Below are 22,844 nucleotides of genomic sequence, written 5' to 3'. Positions count from 1 at the left end.
TCACCAGCCGATGGCGGACGGCTCGCGCAGACCGAACTCCTGCCAGCCCCGGCGCTCGGCGTACTCGTTGTAGACCCCGCCGCAGGCCGCCCGCAGGGAGCAGCCGTCGCAGGGCGGCCCGTACGAGCGCATCTGCTCGTCCATGAAGCCGTCGTAGTCGTCGTGGACCTCACCCTGGTACATCATGCGGATCTCGCGGGTGCCGTCCTCGATGGCCAGGTCGGAGTGCGGGGCCACCACGCAGAGCGGGAAGCCCTCCAGCGTCAGCCGCGTCGGCGAGGCGAGCATCATCTCGATGACCGGCAGCAGGTACTTGCGGGTCTCGGCCACGGTCGGCGCCTGCATGTCGAGCGCGAAGAAGCCGCTGCCCACCGGGTGCAGGTTGGAGATGTTGACGTGGTCGACCCCGAGGTCGACGCAGAGCCGGCAGATGTCCATCAGGCGGCCCATGTTCATCCGCGTGATGACGGTGTTGGTCCGCACGGCGATGCCCGCGCGCTTGGCGTTGCGGATGCCCTCGATGGTCTCGGCGAAGCCGCCGGGCGTCTGGGTCAGGCAGTCCTGGACCGCCGCGGTGGAGCCGTGCAGCGAGACGACGAACAGCTCGACCCCGTGCTCGGCGAGACGCGTGGTGAAGCCGGGGTCCCTCAGCCTGCGCCCGTTGGTCTGGATCTCCACGCGCGGGTACTTGAGCAACTGGATGGTGCGCAGCAGGTCGAACAGGCGGGGGTGGATCGTCGGCTCTCCGCCGTGCAGGTTGACCGAGGTGTAGCCCTGTCCTGCGTTCTCCAGCAGGAACCCGATCAGGTCGCCGTAGACCACGCTGTCGGATTTCGCGAGCGGGGAGCCCACGACGCAGAAGCCGCACTTCTCGTTGCACAGGTCGGTGATGTGCATGCTCAGTTGTTTCATGTCCACCTCCTGGCGGCCGAGGCGAAGACCTCGGGGGTGCTGGGATGCGCGGCCAGCGTCGAAAGGTACGCGGCCCGGTTCTCCGACAGGCCGTCCTGGACCTCCCGGTCGTAGAGCACGCCGTCCAGTGCCGACAGCACGGCGGGCTCGTCGAGCAGCTCGGCGTGCGCGAACGTCGACAGGTAAGGGTTGTCGGCCACGATCGGGTCGAGGAACCGGTGGAAACCCAGCGGCCACATCCTGAACGGGTAGAGGGGCAGGGTCCGCGAGAGCCAGGACCGCACCTCCTCTGACATGCCGCCGAGCTCCGCCTCGACGCGTTCGATGTCGGGTTTCTCCGGCACGGAGAAGCGGTTGGTGAGCACCAGCCCGGGGATGTCGGAGAGCACCGCCCTGGCCAGGGTGGTGGCCCCGAGGTTGAGCGTCAGGACCAGGTCGACCGAGCCCAGCAGCACGTTGAACCGCTGCGGCGAGCACGCGGGGATCACGTGGGCCCGGTCGCCGAGCGCCTCCAGCGTCGGCGGGACGCTGCCGACCAGCACGAAGCGGGTGGTGGGCGGCGTCTGCCGCAGATAGTGGACCAGCAGCTCCGGCACCCGCTCGGCCATCCGGTCGCCGTTGTCGTCGGAGTACTTGTCCTGCTGCCAGCCGGCCACGGCCAGCAGCACCATGCGGTCGTCCCGCGTCATGCCGAACGTCTCGCGCAGGTGCGCGCGCGTGCGCCGGCCGACCCGCTCGTTGCCCTCCCACAGCCGGAAGGGGTAGATCTGCGGGCCGTCGTCCAGGTGGCAGACGGGGACGGGCCGCAGGTGGGCGGGCAGGTCCATGATCCTGCGGTTGACCGACATCGACTTGCCGTCGAAGACGTCGACGGCGAACTCGGTGTTCCCCCACTCCCAGATGTCGATCGGGATGATGGGCAGGCCGTACTTGTCGATGAACCACGGGTCCAGGCCGTAGCGCTTGGGGAACACGCCGCAGTAGGTGAAGTAGTCCGACAGCACGATCGCGTCGGGGCGGAAACCGGCGATGGCGTCGTCCACGAGCAGCGTGGCGAACCGGCCCATCGAACGGTCGAGCACCAGGTAGGGGAACCCGCTGCCGCGCAGCAGCTTCTCCGACATGGGCTCGATGATGAAGAAGGTCTCGTGGCCGGCCGGCTTGAGCTGGCGGGCCAGCGACATGCCGATCAGCGTCTCGCCGTACCCGGCGCTGCTCATGGCGAAGAAGACGAGCCTCATGAGCTCACCGCCAGCAGGGTGGGGCCTTCGACGGACCGGCGGACGCCGAGCGGGGTGCCGACGTCCTGGAACGAGCCCTCGTCGAAGGCGACGGCGGCGACGCGCAGGCCGTTCCTGACCGCGCGGTCGAAGTAGTGGCCGATCACGGGTTCGTCCGCGCCGTCCTCGCGCAGGCCCTCGTGCAGGAGGTCGGCGAAGGCGTCACCCCAGATCGCCGCGCCCCAGGTGTTCATGGCCGGCGGCTCGGCCGGCTTGTCGAACACCCGGCGCACCCACCGCTCGGGCGTCCCGCCCAGGACGACCGGGCCGAGCCGGTGCGCGTCCGGGGTGGGGAAGACGGCGAGCGCGAGGTCCGCACCGGTCTCCTCGTAGACGCCGCGCAGCCGGGTGAGCGCGTCCGGCGGCGTGAAGATGGTGTCGGGCATGACGAACATGACGTTCACGCCGCGGGTCCACCCGCGCGCCAGGTCGAGTGCGTGGGCGAGGCCGCGGGCCTCCTCCTGGAACAGGTAGGCGATGTCGAGGCCGAGGTGCCCGCCGTCCCCCAGGTAGCTGACCACTTCGAGCTTCCAGGGGGCGATCACCACGACCGCCCGGCCGGCGCCGGCCCTGGCCACCGACTCCAGCGCGTACTCGGCGACCGGCCGCAGCCGGGAGCCGCCCTCGGCCGGCTCGTAGACGATGGGCAGCAGCTCCTTCGGGTAGCGCAGCGGGGCCAGCCGGGTGCCGCGGCCCGCGGCGGGCACGAGCCCGACGTAGTCCGTGCTCGTCACACGCCGCTCCTCACGGGTTGGGGGGCATCGGTCTCTGAGGCGCCGGGCCGCTCGCCGAACCGGACGCGGCGGATGGCGTCGATCAGCTCGCGCTGGAAGGGATCGGCCGCGATCTCGCGCAGCCGCTCCCGTCCGTCGAGCGAGCGGAGCAGCTTGTAGCACAGGTCGCAGCCGTTGGTGAACGTCTTGCCCTTGAACAGCTTGCGGACGGCGGGGGAGGAGGCGACCATGCGGGCCACGCCCTGCGGGCCGTACACGCGCAGGAACTGGTACTCGTAGTTCCGGCCGGCGTCCTCCAGGATCTCCCCGAACGACTTCTCGTGCAGGTTGCCGAGGAAGTACGCCAGGTCGGAGAGGCGGACGTACGCTCCGGCCTTGCCGATGTGGCAGGCCGACAGGTCGCCGTTCGGGTTGATCAGCGGGGTCTCCAGGTAGCACGACGCCGCGAAGTTCTCCGGCAGGGGAGGCAGGCCGACCTGATGGGCGGTCTTGATGAACGGCGTGGGGATCACCCGGTCGACGTGTACCAGCACCCGGTCCTCGAACCGCCGGTACATGCTCCGGATCTGCTCCTCCTCGTGGTCCTCCGCGATGGTGATGGCCAGGCTGATCTCCGGGACCTCCCTGGCGATCGCCCCCTCGATGACGTTCACCACGTGCTGGACCGGCACCCGTTCCTGGTGGTAGATGTCGGTGCTCAGATAGAGCCGGGTGAGACCGGGCAACTGGCCGAGGATCTTGTCGACCGCCGCCGGCGAGCGCCCCCAGAAGCTGCTGGTGAACACCGAGATGCGCGGCCTGCCGGGGTGCCCGGCGGCGGCCCGTACCCCGGACTTCAGCATCCGGAACCGCTGGAAGGGCTCGCCGCCGGTGAAGATGATCTCGGGGATGCCGCTGTCGCATGCCTGGGTGACCCAGCGGCCGATCTCTTCCACGGTCGGCTGACGGTCCCGGGTGGAGCCGGTGAAGCCGCAGTGCTTGCAGCCCACCGTGCAGATCTCGGTGACACTTACCAGGATGGAGTTGAACTGCACAGCATCCCCCAGGATCGTCTAGTAGTAGCCGCCGCCGCCCGGTTCCTTCGGAGCCACGGTGTGCGCCTCCACGGCGGGCTGGAGCAGCCCGGCACCGGCCAGCTCCCTGATCTGGTCGATCTGGTCGGAGCCGAGGTTGTACTCGCTCGCCACCGAGCTCGGGTCGCTGAGCAGCTGCTCGGCGAACGCCGGGTCGGAGGCCGCGCGTTGCACGAGATCGCGCACGCGTGGAGCCGATTCGGTCATGGTCCCTCCTACGAGGACGGGGATTCCTGGCAATCACGCTATGAACGGCGAGATCACCTCACCACCGCCTCGCACGCCTATTCCCGGGCGGGCGCCAGGCGGAGGCGCGGCCCTGTCAACCCCAGTACCGGCGCCGGCCACCCCAGTACGCGTCCGCGCGCAGGCGCAGACCCGCGGCCGGCCGGCCCATCGCCGCCCGCCCGATGGCGTAGGCGAACGGCGCGATGGCCTAGAGGGACGAGGGAACGGCCTAGACGAACAGGGACGCGTCCGGGGGGAGCGGTCTAGATGAACGGGACGCGTCCGGAGGAACGGCCTGGATGGGCGGGGACGTCAGCGGTGGACGGCGTCCGGGGTTTCGTCCTCGACGAGGAAGCCGCCGGACTGGTGGTGCCACAGGCGGGCGTAGGGCCCCTGGGCCGCGAGGAGCTGCTGGTGGTCGCCCTGTTCCACGACGCGGCCCTTGTCGAGCACGACCAGGCGGTCCATGCGGACCACGGTGCTCAGCCGGTGCGCGACCACGATGGCGGTGCGGTCGCGCATCAGGCGCCACAGAGCCTCCTGGACGAGGATCTCGCTCTCGGAGTCCAGCGCGCTCGTCGCCTCGTCCAGCAGCAGGATCGGCGTGTCGCGCAGGATGGCGCGGGCGAGGGCGACGCGCTGCCGCTGGCCGCCGGAGAGCTTGACGCCGCGCTCCCCGACCAGCGTGCCGAAGCCGTCGGGCAGGGTCTCGGCGAACTCCGTGACGTGCGCCGCCAGCGCGGCCTGGTGGATCTCGGCGTCGGTGGCGCCCGGCCGGGCGAAGGCGATGTTGTCGCGCAGCGACCGGTGGAACATGGCAGGCTCCTGGGGGACGTACGCGATCAGGCCGCGCAGGTCGGCCTGGCGGAGCCGGCTGATGTCCTGGCCGCCGATCGTGATGCGGCCGCCGTCGATGTCCATGAGGCGGAGCAGCAGCCGGGTGAGGGTGGTCTTGCCGCCGCCGGACCGGCCGACCAGGCCCACCTTGGTGCCGGCGGGGATGTCCAGGTCGAGGCCGTCGAACAGGGGCGGGTTGCCGGCGTGCGCGAACGTCACCCGCTCGAACCGGACGCCCGCGTCGGCCGGGCGCAGCGGCTGCGCGTCCTGCCGGTCGACCACGCTCGGCGGCGTGAGGAGAAGCGCGGTGAACTGGGCGGCCTCGGTGAGCACGCTCTCGATGCGGCGGTAGACCTGGTTGAACTCGAACATGATGCCGATCGCGTTCGCGTAATAGGTGAACGTCACCACGATGGCCTCCGCGCCGAGGCCGCCGCGCAGGGCGACCGCGAGCAGCAGGCCGACGGTGCTGGTGAGGACCGACAGCGGCGCGACGGCGGTGTCCACCCGCAGGTTGCCGTAGTCCCAGGAACGGATCGACAGTTCGCGCTGCTCGGCGACCCGGGCCCGGTGCTCGGAGGCCTCGCGGTCCTCGGCGGCGAACGCGCGGACCGTCTCCATGTTGGCCAGCACGTCGGCGACGTGCCCGGACACCCGCACCTTGGCGGCCTCACGCTGGTCGACCAGCCTCTGACGGCGGCGGATGAGCGGGGCGACGAGGAAGCCGGTGACGGTGATGAGGCCCACGAGCACGAAGACCAGCAGCGGGTGATAGCTCCACAGCACCACCGAGGCGAACAGGAGCGGCACCAGCTTGGCGACGATCGAGAACGCGAGCGTGTCCGCGAACCCCTCGAAGCCGCCGGAGAAGCTCAGCACCCGTTTGGTCAGCGAACCGGCGAAGTTGTCGTGGAAGAACGCGGCGTCCTTGGCCAGCAACTCGTCCATGCCCAGCACGCCGAGGCGCTCGATGCCCCGGCCGTCGGTGCGGTTGAGGAAGTGCAGGCCGACCCGCCACAGCGCCTCGCCGGTGAGCAGCAGTGCGCCGAAGCCGAGCACGTACGGGATGAGCGCGGCGACGGTGACGTCCCCTCCGCCGGCCAGGCGCCCCACGATGCCGGCCACCGCCAGCGGCGGGAGGTAGAACAGGCAGATGTTGCCCAGAGCCGGAAGGACCAGCGCGGGCACCGCGATGCGCCACTGGCCGAGGAGCTGCCCGTTGTAGTAGCGCAGCGCCAGCAGAACGGCCGATCTCCGGTCGGCCGGCGCGTCCGCCGGCGGATCAGGTGCTCCCAGCATGGTCATCCGCCCCTCCGAATACTCATCGCTAGGGCCATGGTGGCGCAGGACGGCCGGGCGGAGCCAACGGTTTTCGCCTGTCCGGTGACGTTGCGTGACGACCGGTCGCGTGTGCCGGACCACGCGAACCCCGGGAGACGGCGGGAGGCGGCAGGTGTCCGGAACGCCTTACCCTCAGCGGTAGAGCAGGTGCCGCTCGCGGGTTTCGGCGAACGCCGCGAGCGGCCCGGCCCAGCCGGCCTCGACCTCCTCCGGGCTCTTACCGGCGTCGATGTCGGTCCTGACCTGGGTCGAGCCGGTCAGCTTGTCGATCCAGTACGGCCGCGCCGGGTCGGAGGCGTCGTACCGCCAGGCGAAGTCGCCCGGGTAGAGCCGCCGCACCGTGACCAGCATCGCGACGCCCGTCTTCACCGGGTCGAACGCCGCCCGGTCCGTGACGTACAGCTGCACTCCGCCGCACAGCTTGTTCACGTGCTTTCCGAACGTGGGCGTGAAGTACGCCGGGCGGAACGCGGCGCCGGGCAGGCGCAGCGCGGTGAGCGCGTCCGCCCACCGGTGGTCGGCGTACGGGGCGCCGATCAGCTCGAAGGGCCGGGTGGTGCCGCGCCCCTCCGACAGATCCGTGCCCTCGAACATGCAGGTGCCCGGGTAGGCGAACGCGGTGTCGACGGTCGGCATGTTCGGCGACGGCAGGACCCAGGGCAGCCCGGTCTCCTCGTAGGCCATGTCGCGCCGCCAGCCGCGCATCCGCACGACCGCGAGATCGACCGGCCGGTCCAGGAACTCGGCGTTGAACAGCCCGGCCAGCTCGCCGACGGTCATGCCGTGCGCCTGCGAGATCGCCTCCCGGCCGACGAACGTGGCGAACTCCGGCGTCATGACCGGCCCGCGGGCCCGGCGGCCGGTGATCGGGTTGGGCCGGTCGAGGACGACGAACCGCTTGCCGGCCAGCGCCGCGGCCTCCATCGAGTCGAACAGCGTCCAGATGTAGGTGTAGAAGCGGGCGCCGGCGTCCTGGACGTCGAACATGACGGTGTCCACGCCCGACCTGGTGAAGACGTCCGCCAGCGCCTGGCCGGTCTTGAGGTAGGTGTCGTAGACCGGCAGCCCGGTCTGCTCGTCCACGTAGAAGCCCTCCGAGCCGCCGGCCTGGGCCGTGCCGCGGAACCCGTGCTCGGGGCCGAACACCGCGACGAGGTCGGCCTTGTCGCCGGCGGCCATCACGTCGACCTCGTGGCGGAGGTCCGGCAGGATGCCGGTGGGGTTGGTCACGATGCCGGCCTTCTGGCCACGCACGAGCTCGTAGTCGTCGGCCATCAGCACCTGGACGCCCGTCCGGAGCCCGCCGGGCCGCGGACGCCGGCCGGGCGAACCGACGCCCATGCCCGTCCCGGCCATGGTGACGGCCGCGGTGGACAGCAGGGCGCGCCGGGAGAGGTGGTGACCCATCAGGTGTCGCTCCGTTCTGGAGGGGTCAGTAGCGCAGGCCGTGCCCGTAGGGGTACAGGACGGAGCCGTCGGCGGCCGGGATCGTCACCGGCAGCCTGCCCGTGGGAGCGCTGCGGCCGAACAGCACCCGCGCGGCGGCCTCCATCGCCGGCTTCTCCCACGAGTACGTCGCGAGGAACGCCGGAGCGCCGGGGAAGTCCGCGATGTCGTACGGGTTCCGGACGGCGACGACGATGACGGGTTTGCCGGTGGCCAGCAGCGCGCCGACCAGGTCGCGCTGGGCGGCCGAGGTCCTGGAGTTCACCGTGGTGACGACGACGGCGTCGCTGTCACCGGCTCTGGCGGCCGCCGCCTCGACGGTGGCCCGGTTCGGCGCCGCGCCCGTCTCGAACAGCTCGGTGGTGACCCCGAGATCGCCGATCGCCTCGGCGAGCCGCTCGGCCGGCGGGATCTTGACGGACGGCGGCGTGACGTTGCGGTAGCCGGTCACCAGCACCCGCCGCCCGGCCTTCGCCAGCGGCAGCAGGCGGCCGTCGTTGCGCACGAGCGTCACGCTGTGGCCGGCGACCGACCGGGCGAGCGCCTTGTGCGCCGGGGTGCCGAGGCGGCCGAGCACCTTGCCCTCGTCGACCTGCCGATCACTTGTGAAGTAGCCGCGCCGCTTCTTCAAGCGTAGGACGCGGTAGACGGACTCGTCGATGCGCGCCTCGGTCAGCTCGCCCGAGCGGACCGCGTTCAGCACGGCGTCGTAGGCGACGTCGAGGGAGACCGTGCTCGACGGGTCGTCGACGATCATGAGCATGTCGACTCCGGCCTTGAGCGCGAGCACCGGGACGCGGTCGTCGCCGTACTTGTCGCGCACGCCCTGCATGGACAGCGAGTCGGTGACCACGACGCCGTCGTAGCCGAGCTCGCCGCGCAGCAGCCCGGTCATGATCTCGGGGTCGAGCGTCGCGGGGTCGCAGCCCTGCTGCGTCGCCACGTCGCAGTCGCTCTGCAGGTACGGCATGACGACGTGCGCCGTCATGATCATGTCGGCGCCCGCGGCGATGCCGGCCCGGAAGGGCGGCGCGTCGATCCGCCGCCACTGCTCCTTGGTGTGGAAGATCCACGGCACGCTGTTGTGGCTGTCGTTGACCGTGTCGCCGTGGCCGGGGAAGTGCTTCAGGGTCGCCGAGACGCCGCCCTGCTGCAGGCCGAGGACGGAGGCCGCCGTGAGTTTCGACACCAGCCCGGTGTCCTCGCCGAACGAGCGGACGCCGATCACCGGGTTTCCCGGGTTCACGTTGACGTCGGCGACGGGCGCGTAGTCCTGGCCGATGCCCAGTGCGGCCAGCTCACGGCCGGTGGCCAGCCCCGCGGCGAGCGCCTCGCCGGCGCTGCGGGTCGCGCCGAGCGCCATCTGCCCGGGGAAGGCGGTGAACGGCTCGTCCAGCCGGTAGACGGCGCCGTGCTCCTGGTCGGTGGCGATCAGCAGCGGGATCTTCGCGGGCTGCGCCAGCGCCGCCCGCTGCAGGTCGTTGGACAGCCCCGCCGTCCTGACCGGGTCGTCCAGGTTGCCCGCCCACCGGAAGTAGAGGATCGCGCCGAGCTTGTACCTGGCGATGAGGTCGTCGCCGTTGCTGACGTCCGGGCCGTACATCGCCTGGTTCGCCGCCACGGCGGCCGGGTCGGCGGTGTCCCCGCTCTGCCCGTAGACGTCCGCCACGAAGAGCTGGCCGACCTTCTCCTCAAGGGTCATCCCCGCGATCTTGCCGAGGATCCAGGAGTCCTTCCCGCGGTCGGCGTGGGCGGCCGGCGCCGCCCCCGCTCCGAGGACCATCGCCGCCGTCAGAGCCAGTAACCGCAGGCACCGCATCCGTCCTCCATCCCTCGCATGTAGGTAAATTTCATGCAAGGTCGCTTTGCCGGGAAGTTTCTTACGTCCACGCTGGATGGTCAACGCCTTCCGCGCGGAAACTTCCGGGCCGCGAGCGGCCCCCGTGACGGCGCGCGTGTCGCGAAGGATCGCGCGAGGCGCCGCCACGGGGGCTTTCCCGGTCTACGGATGCCGGCGCCGCCCGCGCCGGGGGCGGCTACCGGGGCACGCCGTCGGCCTCCGGCCGGTGCGACGCCACGGCGGGGGGCCGTTCACAGGTGCTGGCGACGGTCACCGCCGTCCCCGACTGCGCCGAGGACAGCAGCGACTCCATGACGTCGAGCACGTGGTAGCCCAGCTCCCCGCTCGCGCGGGACTGGCGGCCCGCCGGGGTCGTGGCGAGGTCCGCCAGGCCCACGCCGCGCCCGGCCTCGGCGTAGCCGGCCGTGTCGGTGACCGTCTCCCAGCCGTCCCCGCCCACCTTGGCCAGCAGGACGGGGCCGTCGAAGTGGTTGGGGTCCGGGACGACGAGCGAGCCCCGTTCGCCGTGCACCTCGATCCTCGGCGTGGTGGTGGCCGCGCCCTCGAAGCTCATCACCAGCGTGGACAGCGCCCCCGAATCGTGGACCAGCACGCCGGTGACGTGGGTGTCGACGGTGACCGGGATCTCCTCGCCGGCGCGGGGGCCCGAGCCGATGGTCCGCTTGGCCCGCGTGCGGCTCGCGGCGCCGATGACCGTCGTCACCGGCCCGAGCAGCGTGATGAGGCTGCTGATGTAGTACGGGCCCATGTCCAGCAGCGGGCCGCCGCCGGGCGCGTAGTAGAAGTCGGGGTTAGGGTGCCAGCGTTCGTGACCTGGAGTCATCATGGTCGCGGTCGCGGCGACCGGCCTGCCGATCAGGCCGTCGTCGATCGCCTTGCGCGCGGTCTGCGTGCCGGTGCCGAGCACCGTGTCCGGCGCGCAGCCGACCCGCACCCCGGCCGCGGCGGCCGCGTTCAGCACCCGCGCGGCGTCGGCGGTGGTCGCGGCGAGGGGCTTCTCGCAGTAGACGGCCTTGCCGGCGGCGATGGCCTGCAACGCGACCTCGGCGTGCGCGGCGGGGATGGTGAGGTTCAGCACCACCTCGACGCGCGGATCGGCCATCAGCTCGGCCACGCTGAGCACCTCGACGTCCGGGTACGCACGCACGGCCTCCCTGGCCCGCTCCAGGTCCAGGTCGGCCACGGCGACGAGCCGCAGCTCGGGCAGCCGTTCGATCGTCTGGCGGTACTGGGCGAAGATGACACCGCACCCGACGACGCCGACGTTCATCGGCTGGCCCACAGCATTCCCCTTTCGATGATGGTGCGCACGTTGTCGTCGCCCAGGACGTCGACGCTGTGGCCCGGGGTCGCGACGAAGACCTTTCCGCTGCCCCACGCGCGGGTCCAGATCGCCGGCGAGGTGACCTCCCGGTGCCAGGGGTCCCAGGGCCGGACCTTCTGCGTCGTGGTGGCGAGCACGTCGATGTACTCGTCGGTCAGCACCCAGTACTGCTCGGTGACCAGGTCGAAGTCCGAGATGCCCGCGGTGATGGGGTGGGATCCGGCCTCCGGCAGCATGGTGACGGTGTACGGGACGAAGTTGTCGGCCTGCGAGCCGTCCCGCTCGGCGGGGTCCTTGCCGGGATGGCAGGCGAACTGCCCGCCGATGAGGTGCAGGTAGTCGGAGGAGTTGCGGAAGGAGTCCGCGATGCCGCCGTGCCAGCCCGCCAGTCCCGTGCCGGCCTGTACCGCGGCGGTGAGGCCGCGCAGTTCCTCCGGTTCGATCGTGCCCATGGTGTAGCACTGCACGATGAGGTCGACACCGGACATGAACCCGGGGTCGGCGTACGGCGCCGGTGAGTCCGCCCGGTGTACTTCGAACCCGTGCTTCTCAAGGAACGGGATGAAGAGCTCGGTGGCCGCCACGGGGGCGTGCCCTTCCCAGCCGCCCCGAACCACCAGAGCCCTACGGTCGTGATCGCCTGTCATCTTCCACCTATCGCTCTACGGCAAACGAATCCAATCGTCACACTTAACACAGATAGTCACTAGTGCCCTATTCGGTAAATCCGCGACATTCCCGGCGCTGGACGGGTTCCACGGGCCCGGCCTGAGCCGCTGCCGGGCCTGAATCCGAGGGGACCGCTGGCTTCGCCCCATGACGCGGGGGATCATTGCGTTCTGCCGACGATGTGCAACGTAGGAGGAGAAGTCGCGATGTCACCCGCTCCCACCTCCCCGGACGCGCCCGTCTCCATCACCGGGTCACCCGCACGCCCCTCCCGCCGGGCGGTGCTGGCCGGCGCGGGAGCCGCCCTCGCCGCCACCGTCATCCCCGCACCGGCCGTGCGCGCCCGAACCGGCGGCGCACGCGAGAGCGGCACCACCTCTGTCCGGTCCGGCACCGACTTCGCCGTCGCGCTCTCACCCGACGGCCGCACGCTCGCCCTCGACATGCTCGGCGTTCTGTGGGTCTGCTCCGCCTCCGGCGGCACCGCCCGCCGGCTCACCAGCGACCTGTACGACATCGCCCAGCCCGACTGGTCCCCGGACGGCTCCACGATCGTGTTCCAGTCCTACCGCGACGGCGTCTTCGACCTGTGGACGATCCGGCCCGACGGGTCGGCGATCAAGCGGCTCACCAGCGGGCCGTACGACCACCGCGAGCCCCGGTTCAGCCCGGACGGGCGCACCATCGCCTACTCCTCCGACGCAGGCGGCGGCTACGGCGTCCACCTGCTCGACGTCGCCACCGGCGCGTCCCGCGCCCTGGCCGACAGCTCCGCCGAGGAGTACGAGCCGGCCTGGTCGCCCGACGGAAGCAAGATCGCGTTCGTTGTCGCCGACACCCGGGTGGACGTCGTGGAGGTGGCGACCGGCGCCCGCGCCACCGCGGTCACCGTCCCCGCCGGCCAGGTCGTCCACCAGCCGTCGTGGCTGCCGAACGGCACCGACATCGCCTACCACCTCTTCCACGGCGGCGTGAACGAGCTGGCGAGCACCGCGGGCGCTCTGGTGACCGGCGAGGAGGTCTTCCCGTTCAGGGCCGGGTTCACCGCGGACGGCCGCTACTTCTACACCTCCGCCGGCGCCATCAGGACGCGCCGCCTCGGCTCCGCCTCCGCCGGCACGGTCGGCTTCACCGCCGCGCTCACCGCGACGACCCCGAAGTACGAAAAGAGCGTCCGGGTGTTCGACCAGCCGGGGGCGTTCCCCGTCGTGGGCATCGGCAGCCCGGCGGTGTCCCCGGACGGCTCGGCCATCGCGTTCCGCGCCCTCAACGACATCTACCTGATGCGCGGGGGGAACAAGCCGGTCCCGCTGTTCCGCGACCGGTGGTGGAAGGCCGACCCCGACTTCTCCCCGGACGGGCGGCGGCTGGCGTTCGTCACCGACCGCACCGGCACCCTCAACATCTGGGTACGCGACCTCGCCACCGGGACCGACCGGCAGCTGACCCGGCTGACCGAGTCGGCCGCCCTGTCGGTCCGGTGGTCACCGGACGGGAAGGAGATCGCCTACCTGGACCAGGACGGCGCGCTGTGGGTCCTGGACGTCGCCACGGGGGACGTCCAGAAGGTCTTCGACGCGACCTTCGAACCCGGCCGGCCGACATGGTCGCCGGACGGCGGGACGATCGCGCTGGCGGCGGTCGTGCCGTACTCGCGGCGCTACCGCGAGGGCCTGTCCAAGATCCTGCTCGTGGACCGGGCGACCGGCGCCGGCGCCTACGTCGACCCGACACCGCACCGGTCCCTGCAGACCCGCGGCGACGACGGCCCCGTCTGGTCGCCGGACGGCACCATGCTGGCCTTCGCCATGGAGTCGCTCGTGTGGGTCCTGCCCGTGGACCGGACCGGACGGCCCACCGGCCCGGCCCGGCAGGTCACCCGGGAGCTGTCGGACGCCCCGGTCTGGGCCGGCGACTCCGCCACCCTCCTGTACCTGAACGGGGGGCGGCTGAAGACCGTCCGCGTCGACGGCAGGGCCGGCCGGTCCATCCCGGTCCGGATGTCCTGGCGCAACGACCCGGGCCCCGGCCAGGTCGTCGTGCACGCCGGGCGCATGTGGGACGGCCTCTCGGCGACCGTGGCCCGCGACGTCGACATCATCGTGCGCGGCCAGCGCATCGTGGCGGTCGAGCCGCACCGGGACGGGCGGCCCGGCACCCTCGTCGACGCCGGCGACAGGTTCGTCATGCCCGGCCTCATCGACATCCACCACCACCGTGAGATGCAGGGCTACGCCTACGGGGCCCGGCAGGGGCCGCTGTGGCTCGCCCTCGGCATCACGACGACCCGCTCACCCGGCTCGCCCGCTTACCACATGGCCGAGGAGCGCGAGTCGGTCCAGTCGGGCGCCCGGCTCGCGCCGCGCTACCTCGCAACCGGCGAGGCCGTCGACGGGCCGCGCATCTACTACAACTTCATGCGCCCGACGTTCTCCCACCAGCAGCTCGGGCTCGAACTCGAACGGGCCGCCGCCCTCGGCTACGACCTGGTGAAGTGCTACGTGCGGCTGCCCGTCGTCTGGCACAAGGAGGTCATCGCCTGGGCGCACCGCCACGGCAAGCAGGTCACGTCCCACTACCACTACCCGGCGATCGCGATGGGCGGGGACGGGACCGAGCACGTCGGCGCCACCAACCGGTTCGGCTACTCGCGCACCGTCACCAACGTCGGCTCCGCCTACTCCGACGTCATCTCCATGTTCAACGCCTCGAAGATGGCGAGGACGCCCACCCTGTTCGGCTCCGCCACCCTCTACAAGGAGGACACCTCGCTGGTCGACGACGAACGGGTCCGCCGGCTCTACCCGAACTGGCGGATGGCGAAGCTCCAGGCGACCGTCACCACCGCGCGCACCACCGATCAGACGGCGGCCCGGGCCAACCTGGCCAACCAGGTCGCGCAGCTCGTGGCGATGATCCGCGGCGGCGGCGTCGTCACCGCGGGCACCGACGCGCCGATCGACCACCTGGCGATCAGCCTGCACATGAACCTGCGTGCCATGGTGAAGTACGGCCTGACCCCGCTGGAGACGCTGACCTCCGCGACCAGCACGTCAGGGACCTACCTCGGCCTGCCGCTGGGGCGCATCGGCAAGGGCATGTACGCCGACCTGGCCATCGTCGACGGAGATCCGCTGTCGCGGATCGAGGACGCCGCGAACGTCACCGCCGTTGTCGTCGGCGGCAGGCACCACACGGTCGAGCGGCTGCTCGCGCCGTACCCGTCGTCCACGACCACCGACCACGCCGCGCCCGCCGCGACGGCGCTCCGCGGCGAGGTCAGGGCGCGTGTCCCCGCGCACCCGAGCACCGCGGGCTTCTGGTGGAACCACCCCGCCGAGCTGGAGAGGGCCCGCGTCTCCTGCGGCCACGACCACTGAGGCGACGGGTGCGGCCGGCGGCGGGACAGGCCCTGGCGGAGGGCGACGCTCAGCGCAGCGGGCCGTCACCGGGCCCGTCGGGGTCCTCGACCAGGTGCATCGCGGCCTCCTCCGCGCCGGCGCCGCCGCCGTCGACGCCGGCGTCCCACGCCACGAGGTCCGGCTCATCGTCCTCGCCGAAGCCCTGGTCGTCGGCGACGAGCCGGCCGGCCCGCGGCTCCCGGTCGTACCCCCGCCTGATCAGCTCGTCCTCGTCGTCGTCGGCGTCCTCGGCGTAGGGGTCGACGTCCGGCTCCTCCTCGGCGAGAAGCTGGTCGAGGGACTCCCCGGCCCGCTCCTCGGCCGGCGTCGTGCCGAAGCGGTTCGCCCCGGACCAGCGGTCCGCCGCCGCCACGCCCGTGTCGAGGGGATCGGCGACCAGGTCGTCGTCGAGAGTGTCGGACGCGTCGAGCACGCCGTCGTCCTCCACCATGTTCCACTCGTCGACGCCGCCCAGATCGGCGTCCTGCCTGTCGTCCTGGCTCATGACCCTCCTGCTCATCGTCGTGCGCCCGGTGGGGGCCGGGACATGTTCGCAAGGCCCCCGCGCGGCCGGCCGATGGGCCGCCGCTCGCCGGACGGCGTCCGGCGAGCACCGCTACGGGCCGTCGACGAAGCGTACAGCCGGTCCGCCAGGCCCTCCCAACGGCTCCCGCTCAGCCGTTCACCAAGGTGAACGCGTTCCCACCGCCCGCGAGCGGGAGCGTGACCGTGCTCTTCGTCGTGTCGAGGTACAGGGTCGTGCCGGGGGCGGGCCGGATGGTGTAGTCGTGGTCGCTCGACAGCAGCACGACGCCGATCCGGTGGCCCGGCGCGAAGACGTAGTCATGCGGCTGCATGTCGAAGTCGAGGCGGTACGGGGTGCTGGGCTTGACCGGCCGGCTCCTCCACAGGGAGTCGCGGTTCTGCGGGTCCGCCCAGCCGCGAGTGATGATCTTGGCCTTGCCGCTCTGGTCGTAGTCGGCCAGGAGCGCCGTGACGTTCGCGGCCGGCCGGCCGAAGGAGATGCGCAGCGAGACCCGCGGGGTCCCGCTGAGCCTTACCGGGCCGGTCAGCGTCGCAGACGTGTAGGCCAGGCGGTTGGGGGAGGCCACCGCGTCGGCGAGGGTCTGCGCCGTCTTCGACGCGTCGTCGACGATGGTCTCGGTCACCGGTGCGCCCCGGCGGGGGCGGCCGGGGGTGAGGACGCCCGCGGCGCCGTTCGTGCCGGGGGCCAGGTGCAGCTCGGTGTCCGCGGCGGACGGGTCGGGCCACTCCGGGTACTGCACGAGGGTCCTGTCCTCGCGCTGCACCAGGGCCCGGGGGTCGTTCTCCACGCCGTTCCGCTGACCCCACAGATAGCGGGTGAACCAGCGGTTCAGGACGTCGACGCCGGGCGAGCCGCCGTGCCCGCCCTGGTGCAGGTAGATCTTGTGCGGCACCCCGCGCGCCTTCAGCGCCTGGTACCACTGCGCGGCGTGCTTGGTCTTGACGTTCCAGTCGTTGAGCCCGTGCGCGACCAGCACCGCGGCGTGGACCCTGCCGACGTCGCGCGTGTAGTCGCGCTCGTCCCAGAAGGCGCTGAAGTCGCCGGTGACCCGGTCCTGCGCCTTCGCGAGCCCGTCGATGACGCCGCGGCAGATCTGCCGGTCGGCGCGGGTGTAGACGTACTCGGCGAGCACGTCGGCGTCCTCGCCCTGGTAGCCGCCGGGGGCGACGACGGCGCCGTTCGCGCGGTAGTAGTCGTACCAGCTCGAGATCGCCGAGATCGGCACGATGGCCTCCAGGCCGCCGACGCCCGTGCTCGCGACCGCGTTGGGCAGGGTGCCGTTGTACGAGGTGCCGATCATGCCGACCTTGCCGGTCGTCCAGGTGGCCCGCACCTCAGCGCCGGCGGCGTCGAAGGCCCTGGCGCGGCCGTTCAGCCAGTCGACGACGGACTTCGCGCCGATGGTCTCGTTGCGCCCGCCGGTGGTGGGGCAGCCGTCGGACCCGCCGCTGCCCAGAGACTCGGCGTGCACCACCGCGAAGCCGCGAGGCAGCCAGTTGGCCTCGTGGCTGGTGCTGATCGCGGGGCGCGGGCCGGAGTCCGCGCTGCGCGCGGCGGCCCCGTCGGGGTCCGCGGCGGTGAGCCGCTCGTCGGTCGCCGGGTCCAGCAGCCGCCCGCCGCGGTCCCGCCGGTCCTTGCCCGGGGGCCGTGCCTCGTAGAGCTCGTGGTCGACGTCGTGGTTCGCCACGTCGTTGCCGCCGGCGTAGTAGGGGCTCGCCTCGTACACGACAGGGGACTTCAGACCGGCCGTCTCGGTCTCCCTGAGCCGGGTGACCTCGGCGTGCACCCGGTCTTTCCTGCCGTCGCCGTCGCTGTCGACCGTCGTCTCGACCCATACCTCCTGGCGGAGCCAGTCGTTCGGGTTCGCCGAGAACACCGGCTGGGACAGGCCGTCTGTGAAGACGGGCCCGACGGGGACGTCCGCGGCGGCGGAGGGCGAGTTCACGGCGAACCCGGTGAGGGCCGTGACGACCGCGAGACCCAGCGCCGCTGCACCGCGGCGCGCTGTCGCGGGACGAAGGACGGCGGGCGGGGTCAAAGAACCTGTCACCTGGCGCGGCACGGACATCGGCGGACCTTTCCCCAACGATGAGACGGCTCGGGACCGCGGAACAGGTCTCGAGCGAAAGTAAAGGGACCGTCAAGGCGAACCCGCTCGATGCTATGGGGTAAGGCGTCAAATGTCACTAGATGGACGTTATTTCTCTATCGCGGCATTTATTGAGGAATGTCGGGATCGGCGGGCTGTGCGGGTGCCTGGTGACCCCCGTCCGACCGTTAGCGGCCCGGCTCCCCGCCTCGCCGATCCCGATCCCTGGCGCATTTCTGCGCCCCGGCGTCCGCCGCCGGGCGCGTGGCGTGAACCCCGGGCGCGCGATGACGGAACCGCCTCGCCCGGCGGCGGACCGTGACGATCGCCGAGGGTTTCATGCCGGGGCCGCCGGCTTTTTTCGAAGCGCTTCGAAGTTCTATGGCACGAAACCGGAATCGATGTCGAGTATCCCGGCGAACGCCGTTCGCGAGCGCTCTGCCGGCCGGGCGGACACCCCGCCCGGCCGGCGAGCCGTTCCGGTGATCCGCCCGGCAGGCCGTGGTAGAGCCGGAACTCCCCGGCCGGCCCGCGCGTTGGTCAGGGCGACGGGCCCTGGTGGACCGGTGATCTCCGTTCGCTTCCTCTCGGGCTCTCGATCGGAGGGCGAGAGGTCGATGATCCCTGACCAGAGTTTCCCGTTACCGCAGGGCGAGCCGCCTCAGGCCGGGCACGCGGCGCGACAGGGCGTGCGGGCCGTGGTTTCGGCCGAGCGGCTGCGCTATCCCCCCGGCTCGCTGGTGCTGCTCGCGGGGCTGCCCGGCGCCGGCAAGAGCACCCTGCTGGCGCGCCTGTACGGGCTGGACGGCGCCGAGATCGCGCCGCTGCCCGCGGGCGACGTGCGGGTGATCGACTCCCGCCAGTCGCGCAACTGGTGGTCGCGCTTCCTCGGGCCGGTCCCCCCTCGGGTGCGCACCCCGCTGGTGCACGCCACCCATGTGCTGCGCATCGCCCGTGCCGTCTCGCGCGGTCACGCGGTCGTCGCGCACACCAGGGGCACCTGGCCGCACATCCTGTACGGGTTCGCCTGGCTCGCCCGGCGCCGTGGCGCCGCGACACACATGATCTTGCTGGACACCCCGCCGGAGACCGCTCGTGCCGGGCAGTACGCGCGCGGGCGGGTCGTCACCGAGAGCACCTTCGCCCGGCACTGCCGCCGCTGGGAGGACCTGGTGGAACGTGCCCGCGCCGGCGGCCTGCCCCCGGCGGCGACCGTCACCCTGCTCGACCGCGACGCCGCCGACCGGCTGCGCGAGATCCGCTTCGACGCCGCGCCCGGCGGCGACGCCTCCTGAACCCCGCGACGGCCGTCCGATCGGTGGACGGCCGTCTCAGTGGACGGCGGGGATGGAACCGCCGTCGATGACGTACTCGGCGCCGGTGATCCAGGAAGCGCGCTCGGAGGCGAGGAAGGCGACCAGCTCGGCGACCTCCTCCGGCCGTCCCGGCCGTCCCATCGGGACGCCGCCCAGCGACCGCATGATCTCAGCTCGTGCCGACTCAAGATCGCCTCCGGTGGCGGCCATCATGGACTCCATGAGGTGCCGGGCGCCGTCGGTCTCCACGAACCCCGGCAGGACGGCGTTGACGCGCACGCCGTGCGGCGCGAGCTCGGCCGCCAGGCCCTTGCTGTAGCCGGTCAGCGCGGCCTTCGCCGTGGCGTAGGGCAGGGGAGCGGTGGTCGGCATGATGCGCGCGATCGAGGTGACGTGCACGATGGACCCGGAGCCCTGCTCCACCAGCGAAGGGATGAACGCCCGGTCCATGCGCACGGCGGCGAGCAGGTTCAGCTCGATGGTGCCGAGCCAGTCGGCGTCGCCGATCGACGCGGCCGGGCCCGGCTCGCCGACGTGACCGCCGGCATTGTGCACGACGATGTCGACGCCGCCGAAGCGGCCGAGCACCTCGTCCGCCACCTGGTTCGCGCCGTCGGCGCCGCCGATGTCGGCCTTGATGAACAGCTCGGCCGGGGTGGCCGCGGCGGAGCGGGCCGTGGTGGCGACCCGGGCGCCGAGAGCGGTCAGGTGGGCGACGATCGCGGCGCCGATGCCCTTGGTGCCGCCGGTGACCAGAGCGCGCTTGCCGCACAGGGAGCCGCTGAGAGGTGTGTCCATGGTGCCGTCCTCGAATCACGATGAAGGGATGCTACATACGCTATATAGCGACTGTAGCATCCCTGGTCGGCGAGGTCGGCACGGGTGCGCGAGGTTCAGGTCAGGCGTCGCAGCCACTCTTGGAGCATGAGCTTCTCGGTGGGGGTCATCGAGGCGGTGTCGTCCTTGTCGAGCGCCGCGGACAGCGCGGCGGCGAGGGGGCTCACGCCGGTGGCGGGCTCGCCGGCGCCGGCGGCGGTCGCGGGGGTGATGAGCGAGTCCACGATCGTGTCGCGCACCTGGCGTGACATCGTGAGATCTCGCCTGTCGCCGGGCTGGGCGATGAGGCTGAGCGTGACGCCGGCGTTGGCCGCGGCGATGCGCCGGGCCGCCTCCGCCGGGCCGGTCTTCAGCCGTCCCTGCCGCGCGACCTCGGTGAGCAGGTCGACGAGCATGGCCTCGGCGCTGGAGGTCAGGGCGCACGGCGTGCCGGGCTCGATCTGCCCGTACAGCAGGACGTAGAACGACGGGTGCTCAAGCCCGTACTGGACGTGCTTGTCCCACCCGTCGCGGATGGCCTCGACCGGATCGGCCGGCCCGTCCCCGCCGGCGTCGGGCCGCTGGACGTACTGGGTGAAGCCGTAGTTCACCACGGCGTCGATCAGGCCCTGCTTGCTGCCGAAATGGTGGTAGAGCGTGGGCGCCTGGACGCCCGCGCGCTCGCAGATGGCCCGGGTCGAGACCTGCCTGTCCTTGGACTCGTTCATCAACTGCCCGGCGGCCAGCAACAGCCGATCGCGAGCGCTCGCGCCCACCTTGCTTCGGGAATCCGCACGAGGAGCCATGTATCGATTGTAGCGCCACGGCGGCGCGTGCATCGGTGTGGCGTGCCGTCCGGCCGACGTCTGCTATAAACGTTAGGTATCGAATATAGCGCCTATGAAGGAGGCAGTGGGATGGACGCGGTGGAGCACTACTTCCGGGTCGCGGAGAAGCAGGACCACGAGGGGGTGGCCGCCTGCTTCACCGAGGACGGCGTCGTCGTCGACGAGGGGCACACCTACCGCGGCAGGCCCGAGATCCAGGGCTGGCGCGAGGCGACGGCCGGCAGGTGGACCTACACGGTGACCGTCCTCGGCACCGAGCACATCGGCGGGGACGAGCACGAGGAGTACGAGGAGTACAGGGCGCACACGCTCGTCCGCGGCGACTTCCCCGGGGGAGAGGTGGAACTGACCCACCGCTTCACGCTCAGGGACGGCCTGATCGCCCGCCTGCACATCGGCGATCAGCCCTGATCGAAATTCAGGACAGGAAGGGGGCCGCTGAGACCAGGAGAGTGAGGGCGATCATCGCCAGGGCGATGCGCTGACGGGGGCGGCGGTGCTGGTCGGGGCCCTTCATGGCCGCGGCCGCGGCGGCCGTGGTCAGCGCGGCCAGCGCGATGGCGATCGTGAGCAGCAGACCGCGGCCACTGGCCTCCTCGGAGAGATCCACCTGCCGGCGTTGCTCCTCGCCCATCCGCCGCCAGGCCGCCTCGTCCGACCGCAGAGCGGCGGCGATGACCGGGTCGACGCCGCCGGCCGGGCCGGGAAGCCGTCCCATCACGCCGGCGACGCGTTCCAGGCGGGCGGCGATGCCGCGTTCGGCCGTCGCGAGGGCCCGCTGTCTGCCGGCCTCCTTGCGCTCGACGGCGTTGAGCGAGGCGAGTTTCCGCGCGTCCGCCTGCATGCTCGCCCGCAGGACCGCCACCTCGCTGGTCGTGGTGAACGCCATGCGCTGGCCGCTGACGATGATGCTCGCCGCCAGGCGGGTGGCCTGCCGCGCGGCGATGGCCTGGGCCCGCTGCTCCTCACCCGCGGTGATCAGCTGCGCCGACGGCAGGATGACGAGCAGCGCCCAGGCCAGCACCCCTGCCGAGGCCGCGGCCCTGCGGCCGGCGGGCTCCAGCAGCGGCTGCGGGAACAGGTCGATCGCGCCTTCCGCGCTCCGCGGGACGTCCAGGCGGGGATGCCGCGCGAACGCGGTCAGCAGTGCCAGCAGGCCGAGCGCGATGCCTACGAGGGCGAGACCGCGGCCGCGTCCGGCGTACCGGTCGGCCTGCCCGAGGGGGATGTCCGGATCGAGGTCGCGAAGATTCGCATGGGCGGCGCGGACGTCCGCGAGCCTGTGCAGCAGGTCGTATCCGCCGTCGTCGAGCGCGTACTTACGGGTGGCGAGGCCGCCGCTCCCCGCCTGCCCTTGGCGCAGGGCGAACGCGACGTCGGCGGCGATCGCGTGCTCCGCCCACGCCGAGCCGCCCTGCGCCATCGCCGGGACCAGGCCCGCCGCCCTGGCCTCCAACGCGGCCAGTTCGAAGGCACCTGGCGCCTCATCGCCGTAGACGGCGCGCGCGTCCTCCTCGGCGGCGCCCATCCGGACCGTCTCCTGCCGGGCGGACTCCTGCCAGCGCCCGCCGGCCTCGCTGAAGCTCCACGCCGCGAGCCCCGTGGTGACCGCGAGGGCGACCACCACGACGATCTGCACGCGGCTGCGCAGGGTGAAGCGAGGGCGCACCGCCGGCCGATGCCGGCGGACCACGCGCGATCTGCCGTGCCGCGCCCGCGCGGAGCCGCCGACGCCCCCCGGCCTGCCCTCCGGCGCCCTCGGCCGCTTCGCGGCCTGTCCCTCCCGGTCCAGGGGCGGGGGCGATGCTTGTCGCGTTGGCTTCGAAGGGGGCGGGGGCGGTGCTTCCGGGTTCGGCGGCGCGGCGGGCGGCACGCGTGGTTCCTCGGTCAGGGCAGGAGGAGGAACGGGGAGCGCCGGCGGGACGTGTGCCGGCTCGGTCGGGGTGAGATGAGGAACCGGGGGCGGCGGTGGGATGGGTGGTTCCTCGGTCGGAGTGGGGGGAGGGACCGGGGGCGGTGGCGGGATGTGTGCCGGCTCGGTCGGAGTGGGAGTGAGGGACGGCGGGGGGCTCGGTTTTCGGGCCGGGGGCCGCCGGGGCGGTGCCTGATCGGCCTCGGCCGG

Annotated in this window: 18 protein-coding genes; 3 read left to right on the top strand and 15 right to left on the bottom strand. The window is 72.1% G+C overall.

The annotated features are described in order from the left end of the window. The 10 genes from ACZ6QO_RS23080 to ACZ6QO_RS23035 all read right to left on the bottom strand — a co-directional run bounded on the left by ACZ6QO_RS23080 (nucleotide 1) and on the right by ACZ6QO_RS23035 (nucleotide 11,683). Nucleotides 1-912 (bottom strand): radical SAM protein, encoded by a 912-nt coding sequence (locus ACZ6QO_RS23080; protein ID WP_465853646.1) that lies wholly within the window; start codon nucleotides 910-912, stop codon nucleotides 1-3. After that, the gene (locus ACZ6QO_RS23075) at nucleotides 909-2,153 is read right to left on the bottom strand and encodes a DUF6365 family protein (protein ID WP_465853645.1); all 1,245 of its coding nucleotides are present in this window, start codon (nucleotides 2,151-2,153) and stop codon (nucleotides 909-911) included. The genes ACZ6QO_RS23080 and ACZ6QO_RS23075 overlap by 4 nt, the downstream gene beginning before the upstream one ends. After that, complete coding sequence (locus tag ACZ6QO_RS23070; RefSeq protein WP_465853644.1) at nucleotides 2,150-2,926, bottom strand: nucleotidyltransferase family protein; 777 nt, start codon at nucleotides 2,924-2,926, stop codon at nucleotides 2,150-2,152. Before ACZ6QO_RS23070 ends, ACZ6QO_RS23075 begins: the two co-directional genes overlap by 4 nt. Continuing rightward, nucleotides 2,923-3,960, bottom strand: coding sequence for a radical SAM family protein (locus ACZ6QO_RS23065; protein WP_465853643.1), 1,038 nt, complete (start codon nucleotides 3,958-3,960; stop codon nucleotides 2,923-2,925). The genes ACZ6QO_RS23070 and ACZ6QO_RS23065 overlap by 4 nt, the downstream gene beginning before the upstream one ends. Before the next feature lie 18 nt (nucleotides 3,961-3,978). Further along, a complete protein-coding gene (locus tag ACZ6QO_RS23060) occupies nucleotides 3,979-4,206 on the bottom strand; it encodes a hypothetical protein (protein ID WP_465853642.1) in 228 nt (75 codons plus the stop codon). Nucleotides 4,207-4,539: 333 nt separating this feature from the next. Continuing rightward, entirely contained in the window at nucleotides 4,540-6,369 is a 1,830-nt protein-coding gene (locus ACZ6QO_RS23055) for an ABC transporter ATP-binding protein (protein WP_465853641.1), read from the bottom strand. Nucleotides 6,370-6,537: 168 nt separating this feature from the next. Next, a complete protein-coding gene (locus ACZ6QO_RS23050; protein ID WP_465853640.1) occupies nucleotides 6,538-7,812 on the bottom strand; it encodes an exo-beta-N-acetylmuramidase NamZ family protein in 1,275 nt (424 codons plus the stop codon). Between the two features lie 25 nt (nucleotides 7,813-7,837). After that, nucleotides 7,838-9,670 carry a glycoside hydrolase family 3 protein gene (locus ACZ6QO_RS23045; RefSeq protein ID WP_465853639.1) on the bottom strand — a complete coding sequence of 611 codons (1,833 nt, stop codon included), beginning with the start codon at nucleotides 9,668-9,670 and terminating at the stop codon, nucleotides 7,838-7,840. A 217-nt stretch (nucleotides 9,671-9,887) separates the two neighbouring features. Continuing rightward, nucleotides 9,888-10,994 carry a Gfo/Idh/MocA family protein gene (locus tag ACZ6QO_RS23040; RefSeq protein ID WP_465853638.1) on the bottom strand — a complete coding sequence of 369 codons (1,107 nt, stop codon included), beginning with the start codon at nucleotides 10,992-10,994 and terminating at the stop codon, nucleotides 9,888-9,890. Further along, the gene (locus ACZ6QO_RS23035) at nucleotides 10,979-11,683 is read right to left on the bottom strand and encodes a ThuA domain-containing protein (RefSeq protein ID WP_465853637.1); all 705 of its coding nucleotides are present in this window, start codon (nucleotides 11,681-11,683) and stop codon (nucleotides 10,979-10,981) included. Before ACZ6QO_RS23035 ends, ACZ6QO_RS23040 begins: the two co-directional genes overlap by 16 nt. A 228-nt stretch (nucleotides 11,684-11,911) precedes the next feature. Here ACZ6QO_RS23035 and ACZ6QO_RS23030 point away from each other — a divergent pair, with 228 nt between their 5' ends. Continuing rightward, a complete protein-coding gene (locus ACZ6QO_RS23030) occupies nucleotides 11,912-15,085 on the top strand; it encodes an amidohydrolase family protein (RefSeq protein WP_465853636.1) in 3,174 nt (1,057 codons plus the stop codon). A gap of 49 nt (nucleotides 15,086-15,134) precedes the next feature. Here the strand turns inward: ACZ6QO_RS23030 and ACZ6QO_RS23025 are convergent, their stop codons facing one another. Further along, nucleotides 15,135-15,611: a DUF5709 domain-containing protein gene (locus tag ACZ6QO_RS23025; RefSeq protein WP_465853635.1), complete on the bottom strand. Its 477-nt coding sequence runs from the start codon at nucleotides 15,609-15,611 to the stop codon at nucleotides 15,135-15,137. Nucleotides 15,612-15,780: 169 nt separating this feature from the next. After that, complete coding sequence (locus ACZ6QO_RS23020; RefSeq protein WP_465853665.1) at nucleotides 15,781-17,691, bottom strand: Xaa-Pro dipeptidyl-peptidase; 1,911 nt, start codon at nucleotides 17,689-17,691, stop codon at nucleotides 15,781-15,783. Between the two features lie 668 nt (nucleotides 17,692-18,359). Between ACZ6QO_RS23020 and ACZ6QO_RS23015 the strand changes: the two genes are divergently transcribed. Next, nucleotides 18,360-19,037: an AAA family ATPase gene (locus tag ACZ6QO_RS23015; RefSeq protein ID WP_465853634.1), complete on the top strand. Its 678-nt coding sequence runs from the start codon at nucleotides 18,360-18,362 to the stop codon at nucleotides 19,035-19,037. Between the two features lie 36 nt (nucleotides 19,038-19,073). Here ACZ6QO_RS23015 and ACZ6QO_RS23010 read toward each other — a convergent pair whose 3' ends face one another. Together ACZ6QO_RS23010 and ACZ6QO_RS23005 are read right to left on the bottom strand one after the other, a co-directional pair. Further along, entirely contained in the window at nucleotides 19,074-19,856 is a 783-nt protein-coding gene (locus ACZ6QO_RS23010) for an SDR family oxidoreductase (protein WP_465853633.1), read from the bottom strand. A gap of 95 nt (nucleotides 19,857-19,951) precedes the next feature. Beyond that, nucleotides 19,952-20,680: a TetR/AcrR family transcriptional regulator gene (locus ACZ6QO_RS23005; RefSeq protein ID WP_465853632.1), complete on the bottom strand. Its 729-nt coding sequence runs from the start codon at nucleotides 20,678-20,680 to the stop codon at nucleotides 19,952-19,954. A 111-nt stretch (nucleotides 20,681-20,791) separates the two neighbouring features. Here ACZ6QO_RS23005 and ACZ6QO_RS23000 point away from each other — a divergent pair, with 111 nt between their 5' ends. Continuing rightward, nucleotides 20,792-21,133, top strand: a complete 342-nt coding sequence (locus ACZ6QO_RS23000; RefSeq protein WP_465853631.1) for a nuclear transport factor 2 family protein — start codon at nucleotides 20,792-20,794, stop codon at nucleotides 21,131-21,133. Between the two features lie 7 nt (nucleotides 21,134-21,140). On the opposite strand, the gene ACZ6QO_RS22995 is transcribed toward ACZ6QO_RS23000, so the two are convergent. Beyond that, on the bottom strand, nucleotides 21,141-22,391 hold the full coding sequence (locus tag ACZ6QO_RS22995; protein ID WP_465853630.1) for a hypothetical protein: 1,251 nt from the start codon (nucleotides 22,389-22,391) through the stop codon (nucleotides 21,141-21,143). Nucleotides 22,392-22,844: the final 453 nt, after the last annotated feature.

The organism is Sphaerisporangium sp. NPDC049457, from assembly GCF_055586705.1.
The sequence above is the reverse complement of the archived record's forward strand: the minus strand, read 5'-3'. Positions and strand labels throughout refer to the sequence as shown.